Raw genomic sequence first — 16,871 nt, 5'->3', positions numbered from 1 at the left:
AGGTACAAGGAATCAAGAGACTGTTGAATCTCAATTTACAGAGAAGTGGGTAACGAGCAATGAACATAATGACGGTAGAGCAAATTTCAAAAAGCTATGGCGAAAAAATATTGTTCAAGGACGCCTCGTTTGGCATGGGGGATCAGGACAAGATCGGCGTCGTTGGCGTAAACGGAACGGGAAAGTCCACGTTTCTGCGTGTTATTGCAGGTATGGAACCGGCTGATGAAGGGCAGATTGCCATCGGTAATGATGTCCGTATTCAGTTTTTGGCACAGAATCCGGAGTTTAATCCTGATAATACCGTGCTGCAGCAAGTATTCGAGGGCGACGGCCCAGAGATGAAAACAGTGCGTGAATATACGGAGACGATGGAATTGTTGGAACTGAATCCATCCGATCCTGCCTTGCAAGAGCGGTTATTGCGTCTAAACCAGCAGATGGAGCAGCTTCAGATCTGGCAGATGGAAAGTGAAGCCAAGAGCATTCTGTCCAAACTGGGTATCCGTCAATTTGACGCGCTAATGGGAACATTGTCCGGGGGACAACGCAAGAGGGTGGCTTTAGCGTCTGCACTAATTCATCCCTGCGAGCTTCTCATTCTGGATGAGCCTACGAACCATATCGATAATGATTCCGTCGTTTGGCTGGAGCAATATTTGCAAAAACGTCGCGGTGCGCTCCTCATGATTACGCATGATCGCTACTTCCTGGATCGTGTGGCGAATGTCATGCTGGAGCTGGACCATGGACGTTTGTTCCGTTATGAAGCAAACTACACCCGCTTCCTTGAACTCAAGGCAGAGCGGGAAGAGCGCGAATCAGCCTCCGAGCAAAAACGGCAAAATCTGCTCCGTACAGAGCTTGCCTGGATTCGTCGCGGAGCCAAGGCACGGACCACGAAGCAAAAAGCGAGGATTGACCGTTTCGAACAGCTTAAGGATCAGCAGGGGCCTAATCGCTCTGGCTCATTGGAGGTTTCGGTAGGCTCTACTCGTTTGGGTAAAAAGATTCTGGAGATTGAGCACTTGTCCAAATCCGTAGGTGATCGCAAATTAATCGAGGACCTGAACTATATTGCCGTACCTGGTGACCGGGTAGGTATCGTTGGTCCAAATGGCAGTGGTAAATCAACTCTGCTGCAGCTGATCTCAGGCAAATTGGAACCGGATGCTGGAGAAGTCGTTCTCGGTCCAACCGTTAATTTGGGCTATTTCACGCAAGAGCATCAGGAGATGAACGAATCTCTGCGTGTCATTGAATATATCAAGGAAGTGGCCGAGAATGTACGGACGGCGGATGGGTCCCTGATCACGGCAGCCCAGATGCTGGAGCGGTTTCTCTTTACTCCTGCGTCGCAGTGGACGCCAATCTCCCGGCTGTCAGGTGGAGAGAAACGTCGTCTATACTTGCTGCGTGTACTGATGGCTGCGCCCAATGTATTGCTGCTGGATGAGCCAACCAACGATCTGGATATTCAGACGCTGGCGGTACTTGAAGATTACCTGGATGACTTTCCGGGCGTTGTTTTCGTTGTGTCCCATGATCGCTACTTCCTGGACCGTACGGTGGATAAAGTGCTGGCCTTTGAGGGCAATGGAGCCATCCGGGTACATGTAGGCGACTACAGTGAGTACGCGGAATGGATGCTGAAGAATGCGCCGGGAGCTGCTCAGGTGGGTGATACCGGCCCAGCTCCGAAAAAGGTTGGAACGGATGAGGTTAAACCTGCTGCGTCCACGGCCAAGCCGAAGCTGAAATTCAGCTTCAAGGAACAACGGGAGTATGATCAGATCGACGAGAATATTGAGAAAGCGGAGGCCAACCTTGCGCGGATTAATACGGCGATGGAGGAAGCCTTCAGTGATTCAGCCCGTCTGCAGGAGCTCATGGCAGAGCAGGCTGAAGCCGAGCGTCATCTGGAAGAACTGATGGAACGTTGGACCTTCCTGAACGAGCTTGCAGAGCAGATTGAGAAAAGCAAATCCTAATCGCAAAGTACAAATCGTCATCTTTTAAAATGGGGCTTAACGCCTTGTTTTGAAGGATGGCGTTTTTTTATATGAAACGTTAGCCATATCCATTACGTTGTAATGGGTAAGGAAATAATTCCAGTGAAAGGAGAGAACACCACATTTATGTATAAAGAATTGAATGAACAACTGGCTGTGCTCAAGGAAAAGGGGAGAATTTACGAGAAATGGAACAATCGCCTGGAGAAATTGAACCAGGAAGAAGCCGAGTGGCAAGCGAAAGTGCAGCGGCGCCTGGAGCATCTCCAGAAGGAGCAGAATGATGTGGACCGGCTGAATGGCATGACCTTATCGGCATTTTTCTATAACTTAATTGGCAAAAAGCAGGAACGGCTGGAGAAGGAAGAACTGGAGCTCATGGAGAGTAAGGCTGAGTACGATACAGCTTGCCAGATGTTAAAAGACATTCATGAGCAGCGGAAAGAAGTGCAGCGTGAACTGGATGAGCAAAGTAAATATCGCTTCTTGGAGAATGATTACAAGGTGTTGTGGGGTAGAAAGGAAAATCAATTGCTGGCGAACCATGATGAACTTAGGCAATTGGCTGAGGATCTGGAACATTTACGCGGAGAAATGAAGGAGCTCAAGGAAGCAGACCGTGAAGGTGAACGCCTGCTCAGTGCACTTGACCGTGCCGGGGATGCGCTCAAGTCTGCGGGGAATTGGGGAGTATACGACATGATGGGCGGAGGCATGATATCCACTCATATCAAACGCGGCCGCATGGATGACGCTCAGTTTGCCTTAACTGAAGCGGGAAGACATCTGAAACGATTCCAGAAGGAGCTCGAAGATGTAAAAATGGCTGTGCATGCAGACCTGGAGCTTGGAGGCTTGTTATCCTTTGCAGATTACTTCTTCGACAATCTCTTCGTGGACTGGATGGTGCAAGACAAAATCCGAAAAGCCGAATCCCAGGTGGAGGATGGCCGTCTTACCGTCCGTCGTACATTGCATGTTTTAAAAAATGAAATCCGTGATCATGAGAGGAAAGTAACACAAATCGAGCAGCAATATCGTCAGTATGTGGAGCAGGCTGAATAGGGTGGATTTCCGATTAGGAGAAAAGGATAGGAATAAAAAAAGATGCCAGACAGCGATGTTAGCTGTTACTGGCATCTCTCTATATTCGTGAAGTATGCAGAGGTAGATTACTTGGTTGTGATGTAAGAAGCGAGCAGTCTGGCCGTATTCAAAACGGCATCCTTGTGCGTGCGTTCCATGGAATGGGAAGCATGCACTCCTGGACCAATCAGTGCAGCGCGAATGTTATTTCCACCTCGCAAGGCGGCACTGCCATCGGAGCCGTATTGTGGATAAATATCGACGACATAATCGAGATTTGCTTGTTTGGCAAGTTCAATGAGGCGACTCGTCATGTCATAGTCATACGGACCTGAAGAATCTTTGGCACAGATGGATACATCTGTTTCTTTACAACTGAGATCATCACCCATTGCACCCATATCTACGGCGATCAGTTCACTGATCTCTGACGGGATATAAGAGGCGCCATGTCCAACTTCTTCGTAATTCGAGATAAGCAGAGAGACGTTATGTAGAGGCTTCCAGCCTTCCCGATGAGCAGATTCCAAAATGCCGAAAAGGGCAGCTACACTGGCTTTGTCATCCAGATGACGTGACTTGATATAACCGCTTGGCGTAATAATCGCACGTGCATCGAAGGAAATAAAGTCGCCAACGCTGATCCCCAGTTCAAGAACATCTTCCTTGGATGAAACGACCTCATCAATACGAACTTCCATATGGCTTTCATTACGCTCAAAGGTGCGGGCATCAGGGTAGACATGAACCGAAGGGTGCAGGGAGAGAATCGTACCAGTGTAGGTCTTGCCATCACGGGTATGGATCGTGCAATACTCATTTTCAATACTATGCATGGAGAATCCGCCGATAGAGGTCAGCTTGAGGGTACCATAAGATGTGATGGAACGTACCATGGCGCCCAGTGTATCCACGTGTGCACTGAGTCCAATCGTTTTGGAGGCATCCTGGCCAGGCAAAGTGAGCACGGCTCCGCCTTTGTTATTTAATTCAAATGCAATATTCAATGATTGGGCTTCTTCCCGGATCATATCCATAATGTGGTGTGTGTAACCACTTGGACTTGGGGTATCCAGCAGCTTTTTCAGAAAGTCCAGAACGTAGGATTCATTAATTGTAAAATTCATATAGTGATGCCTCCTCATAATAAATGTTTCAAAAACAAGAATACAGCCTGTCTGGTCGAATGGGACATCCATTCCTTATGCCAGCAGGCTGTTTGTTCTTCTTACAACGAATCTGCAGAATTTCCCTTGCGCCCACTCTGGATGGAATCCGTCTCAGCAATACGATCCGGTACTGTGGTTTCGAATGATTCCATCGTCGTGCTGGAACCTGGTGACGAATAGCTCGAAGCGGTATTTTCCAATTCAGTTACACGCAATTTCAATTGCTTGTTCTCGCGCTGCAATCGATATTGACGGAAAATGCCATACGATCCTACGATGATTCCACCAATCAGGGTACAGCCTAAAATCAGCAAAATCAGAGGGATTTGAACAGTGTTAAACAGCAGGTTAACCTGCACGGAATCCACATTAATGACAGCGAAGATTCCGGTAAGAAGTGCAAAAACAAGACCAGCGATGAGGGTCCATTGCATTTTCATGGTGGTGCCTCCTTGTTGAACAATTCAGGACTACGAATGCATTAACCCAAAGAAGGCGCTGTGCATCGGGCTTGATTATAAAATCCCTTGCCCGAATGGGCAAGGGATGCAGGTCGTATGGAACAGAGAGACAACTTTATTTGGTCAATTGTTCCATCTGTTCAATCAATTCTTTGAAGACACTCATGGCTTCGCGAATTGGCTGTGGAGAAGACATATCCACGCCTGCTTTTTTCAGAATATTGATGGAGTAGTCACTTCCACCACTCTTAAGGAAGCCAAGATAACGGTCTACCGCAGGCTGACCTTCTTCCAGAATCTGTTTGGAGAAGCTCGTCGCCGCAGAGAATCCGGTTGCGTATTTGTAAACGTAGAAGCTGTTATAGAAATGGGGGATACGTGCCCATTCCATCTCAATATCTTTATCCACGGCCATGCTGTCTCCATGGTATTGGACGTTGAGATCGTAATAAATTTCAGACAGCAGCTGCGGCGTAAGGGCTTCGCCCTGTTCGGCACGCTCATGAATGATTTTCTCAAATTCTGCAAACATCGTTTGACGGAACACAGTCGTACGGAATTGATCTGCATAATACGTCAACAGATACAGTTTTTCCTTCGGATCCGTGGATTTGTTAAGCAGGTAATCCATCAGCAGCGCCTCGTTGGTTGTGGAGGCAACCTCTGCCAGGAAAATGGTGTACTGTGCATCCCGATACGGAAGGGTAGTATCCGAATAATAGGAATGCAGAGCGTGACCCATTTCATGTGCCAGCGTAAACATGCTGTTAAGATTGTCTTTATGGTTCAGCAAGACGTATGGGTGTGTGCCGTACGCACCCCAGCTGTATGCACCTGAACGTTTGTTTTCGTTCTCGTATACATCGATCCAGCGGTCATCATATCCAGCCTGCAATGCTTTCGCATAATCTTCGCCCAGCGGTTTCAAGCCATCTTTGACGGTCTGTTTGGCTTCCTCATAGGTGATGTCCATTTTATACTCATCCACCAGAGGAGCGAACAGATCATACATATGCAATTGATCCACACCGAGCAATTTTTTGCGCAAATCCATATAACGGTGCAGCAGTGGCAGGCTTTCATGAATGGTGTCCACCAGGTTGGTATACACATCCGTTGGAATGTTGTCACCGTACAGGGACATTTCCATTACGGACGGATACTTGCGAACATTCGCATAGAACATGTTTTTGGTGACATTGGCATTCAGGGCTGCGGCAATGGTGTTCTTCTGTTTGGCGTACGTTTCATACACCGCTTTGAAGGCACGTTCGCGAACTTCGCGATTAGGGTTCTCCAGGAATTGAATGTAACTTCCGTGGGTAAGTTCCACTTCGTTGCCGTGTTCATCCTTGATTTTTGGAAACTTGAGATCAGCATTGTTCAGCATGCTAAAAATGGTCTGCGGCGCCTGGGACAGGTTGCCCACCTGTGCAAGTAGAGCTTCTTCCGTTTTGCTCAGGACATGCGCCTTTTCACGTTTCATCTCTTCCAGCGTAAACTTGAACGCAGACAGCTTCTCATCTGCAATGAAAGCGTCCAGTTGATCATCTGGCAGGGAGAGAATTTCAGGCGTGACAAAGGAAAGAGCTTCCCCCACACGCACGCTCAGCTTTTGCGCTTTTTGGGACAGGTTTTGGTATGTAGGATTGGCTGTGTCTTCATCTTGGTGCATGCGTGCATACACAAAAAGGCGTTCAATTTTGAGACTTACCTCATCTTCGAGTTCAAAGCATGCTTTAAGAGATTCCGGCTTGTTCAGCTTGCCTTGAAATTCGGAGGCTTTCTTGGTCAGTGACGTTACTTCTTCGTATTCCTGATCCCAGGCTTTCTGATCGGCGAACAAATCTTCGAGTTTCCACGTATGTTCAGTTGGCACCTCGGAACGTTTCAACAATTGACTCATGGGAATCCTCCTTTGATGAAGTTGATGTATAGACCAAGCTGTTCCCGTCTCGCTCGCTTGTGCGGAGAGAGACGAAGGGATCAGACTGAGTACTAGCATAACGAACAACGATTTTCGATATTTCAACGGCCTTCCTCCTCACTATACGAGCAATCCGCTATAGTATGGCCTCGGGCCTGTTGAAATATTTGAGAGCACTAGGCTCCCAGGTTGGCCAGGAAATAGACAATCAGGAAAAAAGCAAAACAAATAAGCAGTGTGGCAATTAGAGCCATTCCCCGTCGCAGTCGATCCGGGATAGAATTGCGTCCCAGAATAAGCACAACTCCGAGCGAAAAGGCAAGGATAATGAAGATGACGACATTGCTTGAGTCAAGCGCCATTCATTACACCTCTTTGAAAGCAGCCATCAATTGACGCCATTCATCCTCGCGGTTCTCGAAATCGGCTTTTGGAAAACGGCGCTCAGCCCAGTGCATCAAGGCAGGGCGACTGAGAAACGTATGGCATTCTTCGCCCCATTCCTCGGAAATTTCACGGAGTACGAGATATTTGCCCTGTACTTCTACTGTCATCATATTCCACTTGTCGGTTTTGTATATTTCATGTTTTTTAATCATAGATAGTCTCCAAACTTACGGTTTTGGTAAAATGATACCGTACCCTACGGTTCAAAGCAAATTTTTTCCGCGTTTATTGAAAAGATAAATTGCAAAGTGGAAAATCATACAGTATAATAAGGGTATTCGCCATAGATGGCGATATTTTTAGGAGGTTGTTCATTTGAAAGGTACAGTTAAATGGTTTAACGCAGAAAAAGGCTATGGCTTTATTTCAGTTGAAGGCGGCGAGGACGTATTCGTACATTTCTCCGCAATCCAAGGCGACGGCTTTAAAACATTGGAAGAAGGTCAAGCGGTAGAATTCGAAATCACTGATGGAAACCGTGGTCCTCAAGCAGCTAACGTAACTAAATTGTAAGATTTTTCCGGTCAACGGATTTCTTATAAATGATTGGCTTCTAGCTGAATATAAAGAACCCAAGCACAGTCCCCTCGGAGACTGTGCTTTTTTGTGTTCACTTTTTTTAAAGAGATTGTGTTGCTCTTACTGTGCGCGATTGGTCATGCTGGATAGCAGCTTCAGGATGAATCCAAGGAGTGCCGCGAGTGAGAATGCCATGGCCGTAAGATAGAAGACGTGTCTGCCAGCGTGATCTAATATCAACCCACCAAAGGTTCCGCTGAGCAGGCCTGAGGCGCTTGACCACACGATGGTGAACAGGGCCATACCAGTCGCACGATACGCATCCGGTACAAGACGGGTAATATAACGAACGGCTGTTACGTAGAAAATGCCGAAGGTAACGCTATGCATTGTTTGAATGGCTACAACAGCGGCAGGCGTATCCGATACAGACATCAGAAATAAACGTAGGGTATACATAAGCGCTGCAAACGTGAGCAGGGGAAGCTCCTTGTACCGATTGCCGTACTTGCTGAGCAGCAGGAATATTGGAATTTCACTCACGGAGGAGATGAGCAAAGACCAACCGATCAGCCCTTCACTGGCACCGAGATCCTTCAACGTGATGGTAAGAAAAGCTTCATTCATTCGGTGTCCCAATGCGAGCAGGAAGACACATCCGAAAAAGCTCAGCACATCCCTGCGTTTCAGAATTGCCCAGAGACCGGAGAGATCCATTTTACTGGTGCTGCCAGAGGGATCATTCTGATCCTGCAGCCTGAAACCGATCAGAAGTGTTATGGCCGCAAGTGCAATGCACAGCCACATCGTCCATCCGGGTCCAAAAGAACCGAGAAAATAACCGATGCTTAATGCAAAAAATGCATAGCCAATGGAGCCGAAAACCCGAATGGAAGTGAAATTTCGACCGTATTTGTTTGCGGTGGTTATCGCCATCGTATCGGCAAGCGGGTAAACCGGATAGTAGAAAAAGTAAAATAACGTCACCAGGACAAATACCTGGCCAAAGGACGTCGCATTGGCGAGCATGACGCCTGTGATTAATTGTCCGCCCAGCAGAATGATCATGACTTTGCGGACGGTTTTATAGCGGTCACTGGCCATGCTCCAGAACATGTTGGAGAATACGGAGACAAGTGGACCGATTCCATACAAGTAGCCAATTTCAGCCCGGCTGAACCCCAAATGACTGAAGTAGAGCTGGAGATAGGATACTACCAGTACGGTAGAACCGAAAATCGTAAACATAAGTGCCCGCAGCCAGTTTTGATCCGGGCGGGCGTTGTGACTTAATTTCATGTTGAGAGACTCCATTCTTTATTACATTTCATTACCTAGCCTAGCCTTTAAGTGAAGGTGACTTCCCGGACGGTAAGGCAGTCATGGAAGGTTCCTTCTGCGTGCGCCGGATGACAAGCCATACAATGATGAGTTCTGCCAGCAGGCCGAGGGACTGGGCTACGGCACCAATCATGCCGTTCCAAGCCGGGAATATGCTGACCAGGATGAGCAATACGATAACGGTACAGATCGCATTGGCCGTCTGAGAGCGGAACATCGTTTTGGTCTGTCCCCGCAGCAGGATCAGCCCGTTGCTGAAATCGAGAAAAGGCGAAATCAGCGGAAATAGCACAAAGGCCCGCAGTGTCCACAAGCTTTGCTGCAGCAGGTTGCCCTGAACGCTCATTACATTTTCCAACACCCAGGGACCCAGAGGGGTATAGGCTATGGCTGCAGTCATGGCAAAAGGAATAAACCCGGTGACCAGTGCGAATTTCTTCACCAGTTTGGCATCGATTTCATAGAAATTCAGCACAATTTGATGGATGTAGGTAAAAAAGCTTAACATGAGCTGCATCAAACTGCTGGCTACGGCAAAAGACGAGATGGCTAGCGCAATACCCGTCGTTTTGCCAAGCACGATATTAATGACAGGTCCGATGAACAGGGCGACAAAACTGGATAACAGGAGCGGCTTGTAAAAGCGGAAAACGTCTCCTTTATTTTCAACAGGGTGATCCTCCAGCTTGGCTGGCATACTCCGCTTGATGCTGTTTCCTTCAAGAAAGCTGACCAGCGCTTCGATCATCATGCCTGCCGCAAAGATGATAGCGCCTACACGACCGCTGTTTATACTGTCTGTATAAATGAAATACAGGGATAGGCCATACATGCCGCCAAGACGGAATAACATGCCGATAGTTAGCCATTTGGTCCTGTTATTCGTAATGATAATGCCCTGATAAATATTGCGAATAACGGAGAAAATGCTGACGTACATCAGAATTTCATAGACATCAATGACTTTGGTCAATAAATCGGGACTCACGCCGAACAGATATTTGAAAACCACTGTACCAATGGGAGAGTATACAATGAGGAATCCGATTAGCAGTACGCAGGCAAGAAATATTTTGGTGACAAAAGTGAGGGCCTGAAAGGACAGGCGGTCCCGGACCAGCGCAGAACAGGTCTGCCGCAGTAGTGTGGAGGGGCGTTCCGTAAGTGTCAACAGGCTGCCTGCAATGGCGTAGCTGGCAATGACCGTCTCCGGATGTGCAGATCTGGCGAGTGTACTATTAATAATTACGTGAGAAATGGTAACCAAAGAGGCGGATATGCCGAGCGGTACAAAAAAAGCAAATAACCGTCTCCACGAGAGAGGCTCACTTGACGTCATGTCAACGACTCCTTTAATGGATGAAATATGCTTAGTATATCACAAAGACTAGTTGGCGGAAGCGATTTTTTCCCGTGATTATGCGGTAGATCATTTGTACAATTAAGGGGTTCATATTATAATGGGATTGGTTAAAAATCGCTCTAATACGTATTCAACCAAGTGGAGGCACATTTATTTTGAGCCAATCTAATCAAAGTCGACATCAATATCCGCGAGGACCGCTGGAATTGATGAGAAAGGTGTACAAGTACACCATTCCGGAAACGCGGAAAGAACTGGCTGCGTGGAGAGCTAAGGCCGAGAACATTCCGAATGAGGAATTGCGCAATCAGGCTCTGGCTAGTCTCAAGGACAAACAGTTTCACTGTGAAGGCGGAACGGTATATGCTTTACCTGATATGCCAAAGAGGCACATCTTGATTCCGCTCATCGTTTCTTATCAAACTATTAGTGATTATTTGGACAATCTGTGCGACCGCAGCACATCGATGGACCCGAATGACTTTCGGCTTCTCCATCAATCCATGCTTGATGCGGTAGATCCCGAAGCAACACCGGTCAATTATTATGCGCTCCGGGAGGAGCAGGACGACGGTGGATACTTGCGGAATCTGGTGACGACATGTCAGGAGCTCACACGTCAGCTGCCTGGATATGCGTCCGCCAAGCCTCAAATTCAGGATCTGGCAGGCCTATACACGGACCTGCAGGTATATAAGCACATCAAACCGGAACTGAGAGAAACGGCACTGCTCGAGTGGTGGGCAGAGCATCGCCACCGTACACCTCAGTTCCGTTGGAACGAATTTGCCGCCGCTACCGGCTCTACGCTGGGCGTATTCATGCTGTTTCTGGCTGCGAGTGATGATCAGCTGACTGAAGAGCAGGCGGCCTCAATCCATACTGCCTATTTTCCGCATGTATGCGCATTGCACATTATGCTCGATTATTTAATCGATCAGGATGAAGATCGTATCGGTGGAGATCTCAACTTCTGCAATTATTACGAAAATGTGGAGACGATGCTAGACCGCATTGCTTTTATTGTGGAGATGGCCCGCAGTGATGTGCAGAATATTCCGGGAAGTGCTTTTCACCGGATGATTATCGAAGGACTGCTTGCCATTTACCTGTCTGATCCCAAAGTCAGCGAACAGCAGGAAGTTCGCGCCATATCCAAGCGTTTGATGAAGAAGAGTCCAATGACCAGAGTTTTTTTCTTTATCTTCAGTCGCTGGATTCGCAAGCATATGTAAGTCAGGCGCTTTTGTTCCGGAAGCCTGAAGTGAAACTAGAGGAGGAAGAAACATCATGACAGCAGTAAAAAAAATCGCAGTTTTAACGAGCGGTGGTGACTCACAAGGAATGAACGCGGCTGTTCGTGCGGTGGTTCGCAGCGGACTATTCCACGGTCTCGAAGTATACGGTGTTCAACGCGGGTACCAAGGTCTGTTGAACAACGATATATTCCCAATGGATCTGCGTAGTGTAGGTGACATCATTCAGCGCGGGGGAACGGTTCTTCAATCTGCCCGTTGTAAAGAGTTCTACACGGCCGAAGGTCAGCAAAAGGGAGCGGACATCCTGCGTGCACGCGGCATCGACGGTCTGGTTGTAATCGGTGGGGACGGCTCTTACAATGGTGCCAACAAACTGAGCAAACTGGGCATCAATACAATGGGTCTTCCGGGAACCATCGACAACGATATCTCGTTCACGGATTACACAATCGGGTTCGATACAGCAGTAAGCGTTGTTGTAGATGCCGTCAACAAACTGCGTGATACGATGTCTTCCCACGAACGTTCTTCCATCGTTGAAGTTATGGGCCGTCACTGTGGTGATATTGCGCTTCATGCCGGACTGGCTTCGGGTGCAGAAACGATTCTGGTGCCGGAAGTTCCTTTTGACATGGATGAAGTGGCAGACCGGATGAAAGCCAACTTCGCACATGGCAAACGTCACAGTATCATTATCGTTGCCGAAGGTGTTGGCAGGGGTGAAGATGTGGCCAAAGAATTGATGGAACGCTGCCCGACATATGAGCCGCGTGTAACCGTACTGGGTCACATTCAACGTGGCGGTACGCCGACTCCGTTTGACCGTAACCTTGCCAGCCGTCTGGGAGACTTTGCTGTGCGCAGCCTGATCGCGGGAGAGACCGACAAGGGTTGTGGCATTATCAAAGGTGAGCTTGTTCTGACAGACATCGATAAAGTCGTTCACACCAAAAAGGATTTCGATATGAACACGTACGAGCTTGCACAACGTTTATCTCAATAAACAACAACAAAAAGAGCACAGCGCCGTCTAAACGGGCTGTGCTCTTTTTATATGGCTCACCAGAGTGATCTGTTTACGTATGATATTCGAAGCGGTTTATCGGGGCTGCTCAATCATGCGAACGGCGGCCTTCCGCTGAACCAGGAACAACCTCCAGAGAAGTGCCGCAGCACCGACGGCGAGGCCGGCAATCAAGCCGATCCAATATCCAAAAGCGCCGAGCGCTGTATACGTAGCTGTAATATATCCTACTGGAAGACCAACGATCCAATAAGCCACAAACGTAATCATCAAAGCAGGATTTACGTCTTTGTATCCCCGAAGAGCACCCTGAGTCGGAGTAGCAATGGCATCCGAAATTTGAAAGAAGATGGCGTATATGAGGAAATGCTGAGTCAACGCAATGACCTCGCGATCGTTTGAATAAAGTCCTGCAATTTGTTCCCCAAATACGATCAATACGACCGCAGTGAGCAGCGAGAGTACGATGGCTCCGCCGATGCCAAGCAGGCTGTACTGTTTAGCATCTCTCAAACGTCCAGCACCCGCCTCATAACCGACCAGAATGGTGAGGGCCATACATATGCTCACTGGCAGCATGTACAGCGTAGAGGCGAAATTAAGGGCGGCCTGATGCGCAGCAATCGTAATGGTATCAAATCGGCTCATCATTAATGTCACGGCCGCAAAGATTGAAGTTTCAAAAAAAGTGGCAAACCCGATGGGTACCCCAATTTTGAGCAATTCTTTCCATTTTCCCAGCGATATGCCGGAGAGATGGCGGAAGACGCCATACTGGGCGAAGGGTTCAATCCGATGAACAAAGAAAATGCTAATCAAAAAAATGATCCAGTACGTACACGCGGTAGCCACACCTGCACCGACACCTCCTAATTGGGGGAAACCCCAACGTCCGAAGATGAGCAAATAATTCAGCAAAATATTAACAGGAAGCGAAACTAACGTGATTAACATGGTTATTCGTGTCTGTCCAAGTGCATCCATGAAACTGCGCAGCACTGTATACCCGAACAGGGGAATGATACCAAAAGCCAGTGCGCTTAAGAAATAAAGAGCAACTCGGGCAACCCGCGGCTCCAGGGGCATCCCATTCAGAATCGGGTTAAGTACCAGGGCTCCGATGGCAAGAACGGCTAGGCTCACCGCGATGCCTAGATAGAGTGCCTGGATAACGCTGTGGCCGATCTGATCATTGCGCTTGGAACCCAGCAGATGGGATACCACAGGGGTGATTCCGATAAGAATTCCACTAAGTCCGGTTTGTACCGGCATCCACAGACTCGTACCAATAGCCACGCCAGCCAGATCTGCTGGGGAAAACTTGCCTGACATGTTCGTGTCGAAGAAAGACATGGCAGACAGGGCAATCTGTGTTGTGAATATGGGTAGAAATATGATCAGGAATTGTTTTACTTTTTGCGAAAAACGGGTGGTTGTCATGTTCACTTGGAGTGCCTCGCTATTCATAAGAGTGATCATCAAACTGTCATAATCGACAGCTATTCATTGTAGTAGATTTTGCTGAATTTGAACAGGGAAAGGCCGCAATTGCGTGACGAAATTATAAAACCCCGCTCCGCATGAGCGGAACGGGGGAAGATAGTTAGGGAAGAGTGCTTCGTGCTTTACTTATAGTTCACACCTGAGGTATAGCGATTGGACGCATTCCAGAGCAGGTACTCATCTACATCCATGTCTTTCATTGCACGAATTTGGTCTTCAACTTGCTTTTTGCCGTATTTAATGTAGTGTCCGCTGCCGAGCCAGCTGGCTGTAAAGTCCTGAATCCAAGGCCGGATTACCGGCTTGAGATCCTCGGTTGGGTCGAGTTTCTTATGTGTATCCTCCATGGAGCCTTTGATCGTTGTATAAGGATCTTTGTCAGGATCCTTTACGCCATACCATCCGGTGGAGTAGTGACTTGGATAGACCATCGGTGAGATCACATCCACATTTTCGGATATTTTCACAAAGTCCTGACCGATGCCTTCTGCTGCAGGTACGGAGGCCGCATAGCCGAAGATATCGACTGAAACCCGGACACCCAGAGGTGCAAGCTCCTTGCGGGCGTATTGGACAAATTCCGCTACAATGTCGACCCGCGACTTGTCAGTTTTGGTGTATTTAAGTGTATCGGCGCGGTTCTCGAAACCTTCCGGGAAACGCACGTAGTCAAATTGAATTTCCTTGAATCCAAGCTTGGCGGCTTCCTTGGCGATTTCAATATTATAGTCCCAGACTTCCTTGCTGTACGGGTTCACGAAACTGTCGCCTTTGCCATTGGCCCATACGGATCCATCCTTGTTTCGGAAGGAAAGCTCCGGATTTTTTTTGGCAAGAATCGTATCTTTGAAAACGACGACCCTTGCAATCGGATAGACCTCATGTTTTTGCAGTCGTTTCATCAGGGCGTCAATATCCCGAATAAACGGTTGGGATTTGCCCATCTCCTGAAGTGATTTGTTCTCTGTAGGGTAGGTTATGTATCCGAGGTCGTCCTTGATATCAATCACCATGGAGTTAAGCTCCGTTTTATCAATCAGATCGAGCAATTCCTTCATCCGGGCTCCGCCCGCGCTATAAGCCGTAACATAAATCCCTTTGACAACAGGGGCATCCGGCTGAGGGTCAATTTTGGCAGGCGGGTTGTCTGCATCAATAACTACCTGATCCTTTTGTGATTGAATAATGGCGGTGCTGAAACTGTTTGTTAATGAATGAAATTGCTGGTTATCCTGATCGGCTGCTGCCGGTGTACCACTGAAGCTACCCAAGGCCATGGCAAGTAAAGCCCAAAACGTGTTCATTTTATTCCCACTCCCTTATGTACATTCCATGATTGAATTATATAACAAAGCCTCTGGGCTTTTAACCATATTAATCAAGTGATGAAACATTCCGGAAAAAATGAAAACCGCTTCCTGTGAGGGTAACCTCCCGAGAAGCGGCGTGATCAATCAAAAAAATATTATTGAATATAGATGTCGTTCTGATGCTCACAAATACTGTACTGAATGATTTCCATTGCATCTCCCTGCTCCAGAATGCCCAGCCCATCCCGGAGAACAATAAGTGAATCGAGTTCATTCGGTTTCAAGAAAGGGAGCATTTCCGGGCACCATCTGTTGACGATTTCAAACAGTTTTACCGTTTCCATATCCACAATAATCACCCTTTCCTACTCGAATTCCAAAATGGTAAGTCATTCGGCGCGAATCGGAAAAGCATATGGCCTGTGAAAGTGAAGGGCAGATCCTGCTATACATCATATTTAGGAGCCATGCACGGTTATTATACCACAATTATATAAATTGTTAACCGTACATGTGCCTTAACTTCTGCGGAATGAACCCATGACACCGACTGTTTCGACGATATTAACGAATGCATTTGGATCGGTTTCCTTGATGATGCGTTTAATCTCAACCAGCTCATATCGAGTGGTCACCGTCATTAACATATCCTTTTCAATATCGGTGTATGCTCCCTGGGTTTTGATCTTGGTGACACCGCGAGGACGAACCAGCAATTTTTTCAGCATGGCTTCCGTCTCGTTCGTGATGATGTACAATGTCACCTTGACATGGCTTATATGAATCAAATCCAACACTTTCCCTGTGATGTAGATCGAGACCATGGAGGCGAGTGCAATGTTCCAGTCATCGTTCAGATAACCTGCGAGCATAATAATAGCTCCGTTCATACCTGCCATAACCGTACCAATCGGAAAGTCCCGATATCGTGTAAAGATGGAACCGACAATGTCCAGTCCGCCAGTCGAACCACCTACGCGGAAGGAGATGCCTGTACCGATTCCTACGAGCACGCCGCCGAACACACAGCTGAGCAGAGGGTCTGTTGCCACAACAAAAACAGGCAGCAATCCGATAAACCAGGATGTGGCTGCTACCGACACGATGCTCAATATAATGAATCGCCGTCCAAGAATAAACCAACCCGCGATCAGCAGAGGAATGTTAAGAACAAAATACATTATACTAAGATTCAAATTTGTAAAATAACCAAGAAGCATGGAAATACCGGATACCCCGCCGCTTAACAGCTGATGGGGGACCAAAAACCAATTGAAGCCACAGGCTATAGCTGCAGCACCCAATATGATCACTAAAGAGTGCCATATTATTTTGGGCAATTTAATCACCTCATTTATATTTAAAACCAGATTGCTGGTAATCTTGAATTGTTTTGTGATATAATGATTTGTGGATATTCTTGAGTAGGGAACTTTTTCCAAATGGAACG

At 47.5% G+C, this 16,871-nt stretch carries 16 protein-coding genes; 5 read left to right on the top strand and 11 right to left on the bottom strand.

Going from position 1 to position 16,871, the window contains the following annotated elements:
* The first annotated feature begins 59 nt into the window (after window positions 1-59).
* Together ABGV42_RS10965 and ABGV42_RS10960 are read left to right on the top strand one after the other, a co-directional pair.
* On the top strand, window positions 60-1,991 hold the full coding sequence (locus tag ABGV42_RS10965; protein WP_347381684.1) for an ABC-F family ATP-binding cassette domain-containing protein: 1,932 nt from the start codon (window positions 60-62) through the stop codon (window positions 1,989-1,991).
* 147 nt (window positions 1,992-2,138) lie between these two features.
* Entirely contained in the window at window positions 2,139-3,077 is a 939-nt protein-coding gene (locus ABGV42_RS10960; protein ID WP_347381683.1) for a hypothetical protein, read from the top strand.
* A gap of 107 nt (window positions 3,078-3,184) precedes the next feature.
* Here ABGV42_RS10960 and ABGV42_RS10955 read toward each other — a convergent pair whose 3' ends face one another.
* The 5 genes from ABGV42_RS10955 to ABGV42_RS10935 form a co-directional block, all read right to left on the bottom strand.
* A complete protein-coding gene (locus ABGV42_RS10955; protein WP_347381682.1) occupies window positions 3,185-4,225 on the bottom strand; it encodes a M42 family metallopeptidase in 1,041 nt (346 codons plus the stop codon).
* 101 nt (window positions 4,226-4,326) lie between these two features.
* A complete protein-coding gene (locus ABGV42_RS10950; protein ID WP_347381681.1) occupies window positions 4,327-4,707 on the bottom strand; it encodes a LapA family protein in 381 nt (126 codons plus the stop codon).
* Window positions 4,708-4,843: 136 nt separating this feature from the next.
* Window positions 4,844-6,634: an oligoendopeptidase F gene (gene pepF, locus ABGV42_RS10945; RefSeq protein ID WP_347381680.1), complete on the bottom strand. Its 1,791-nt coding sequence runs from the start codon at window positions 6,632-6,634 to the stop codon at window positions 4,844-4,846.
* Between the two features lie 197 nt (window positions 6,635-6,831).
* A complete protein-coding gene (locus tag ABGV42_RS10940) occupies window positions 6,832-7,017 on the bottom strand; it encodes a hypothetical protein (protein WP_347381679.1) in 186 nt (61 codons plus the stop codon).
* A gap of 3 nt (window positions 7,018-7,020) precedes the next feature.
* Entirely contained in the window at window positions 7,021-7,254 is a 234-nt protein-coding gene (locus tag ABGV42_RS10935) for a hypothetical protein (protein WP_056700248.1), read from the bottom strand.
* A 163-nt stretch (window positions 7,255-7,417) separates the two neighbouring features.
* On the opposite strand from ABGV42_RS10935, the gene ABGV42_RS10930 reads away from it, so the two are divergent.
* Window positions 7,418-7,615: a cold shock domain-containing protein gene (locus ABGV42_RS10930; RefSeq protein WP_056700251.1), complete on the top strand. Its 198-nt coding sequence runs from the start codon at window positions 7,418-7,420 to the stop codon at window positions 7,613-7,615.
* A gap of 126 nt (window positions 7,616-7,741) precedes the next feature.
* On the opposite strand, the gene ABGV42_RS10925 is transcribed toward ABGV42_RS10930, so the two are convergent.
* Window positions 7,742-8,920, bottom strand: coding sequence for an MFS transporter (locus ABGV42_RS10925; protein WP_347381678.1), 1,179 nt, complete (start codon window positions 8,918-8,920; stop codon window positions 7,742-7,744).
* A gap of 40 nt (window positions 8,921-8,960) precedes the next feature.
* Complete coding sequence (locus tag ABGV42_RS10920; RefSeq protein WP_347381677.1) at window positions 8,961-10,301, bottom strand: multi antimicrobial extrusion protein MatE; 1,341 nt, start codon at window positions 10,299-10,301, stop codon at window positions 8,961-8,963.
* A gap of 179 nt (window positions 10,302-10,480) precedes the next feature.
* On the opposite strand from ABGV42_RS10920, the gene ABGV42_RS10915 reads away from it, so the two are divergent.
* Together ABGV42_RS10915 and pfkA are read left to right on the top strand one after the other, a co-directional pair.
* The gene (locus tag ABGV42_RS10915; RefSeq protein WP_347381676.1) at window positions 10,481-11,560 is read left to right on the top strand and encodes a tetraprenyl-beta-curcumene synthase family protein; all 1,080 of its coding nucleotides are present in this window, start codon (window positions 10,481-10,483) and stop codon (window positions 11,558-11,560) included.
* A gap of 55 nt (window positions 11,561-11,615) precedes the next feature.
* Complete coding sequence (gene pfkA / locus ABGV42_RS10910) at window positions 11,616-12,587, top strand: 6-phosphofructokinase (RefSeq protein WP_347381675.1); 972 nt, start codon at window positions 11,616-11,618, stop codon at window positions 12,585-12,587.
* 96 nt (window positions 12,588-12,683) lie between these two features.
* On the opposite strand, the gene ABGV42_RS10905 is transcribed toward pfkA, so the two are convergent.
* The 4 genes from ABGV42_RS10905 to ABGV42_RS10890 all read right to left on the bottom strand — a co-directional run bounded on the left by ABGV42_RS10905 (window position 12,684) and on the right by ABGV42_RS10890 (window position 16,761).
* Complete coding sequence (locus tag ABGV42_RS10905; RefSeq protein ID WP_347383205.1) at window positions 12,684-14,048, bottom strand: MATE family efflux transporter; 1,365 nt, start codon at window positions 14,046-14,048, stop codon at window positions 12,684-12,686.
* Between the two features lie 185 nt (window positions 14,049-14,233).
* Entirely contained in the window at window positions 14,234-15,415 is a 1,182-nt protein-coding gene (locus ABGV42_RS10900) for a putative glycoside hydrolase (protein ID WP_347381674.1), read from the bottom strand.
* A gap of 161 nt (window positions 15,416-15,576) precedes the next feature.
* The gene (locus tag ABGV42_RS10895; protein WP_170948057.1) at window positions 15,577-15,765 is read right to left on the bottom strand and encodes a hypothetical protein; all 189 of its coding nucleotides are present in this window, start codon (window positions 15,763-15,765) and stop codon (window positions 15,577-15,579) included.
* A gap of 174 nt (window positions 15,766-15,939) precedes the next feature.
* A complete protein-coding gene (locus ABGV42_RS10890; protein WP_347381673.1) occupies window positions 15,940-16,761 on the bottom strand; it encodes a YitT family protein in 822 nt (273 codons plus the stop codon).
* Between the last annotated feature and the right edge of the window lie 110 nt (window positions 16,762-16,871).

The organism is Paenibacillus pabuli (assembly GCF_039831995.1).
Classification (GTDB): domain Bacteria; phylum Bacillota; class Bacilli; order Paenibacillales; family Paenibacillaceae; genus Paenibacillus; species Paenibacillus pabuli_C.
This window is presented reverse-complemented; position numbering and strand designations above follow the sequence as displayed.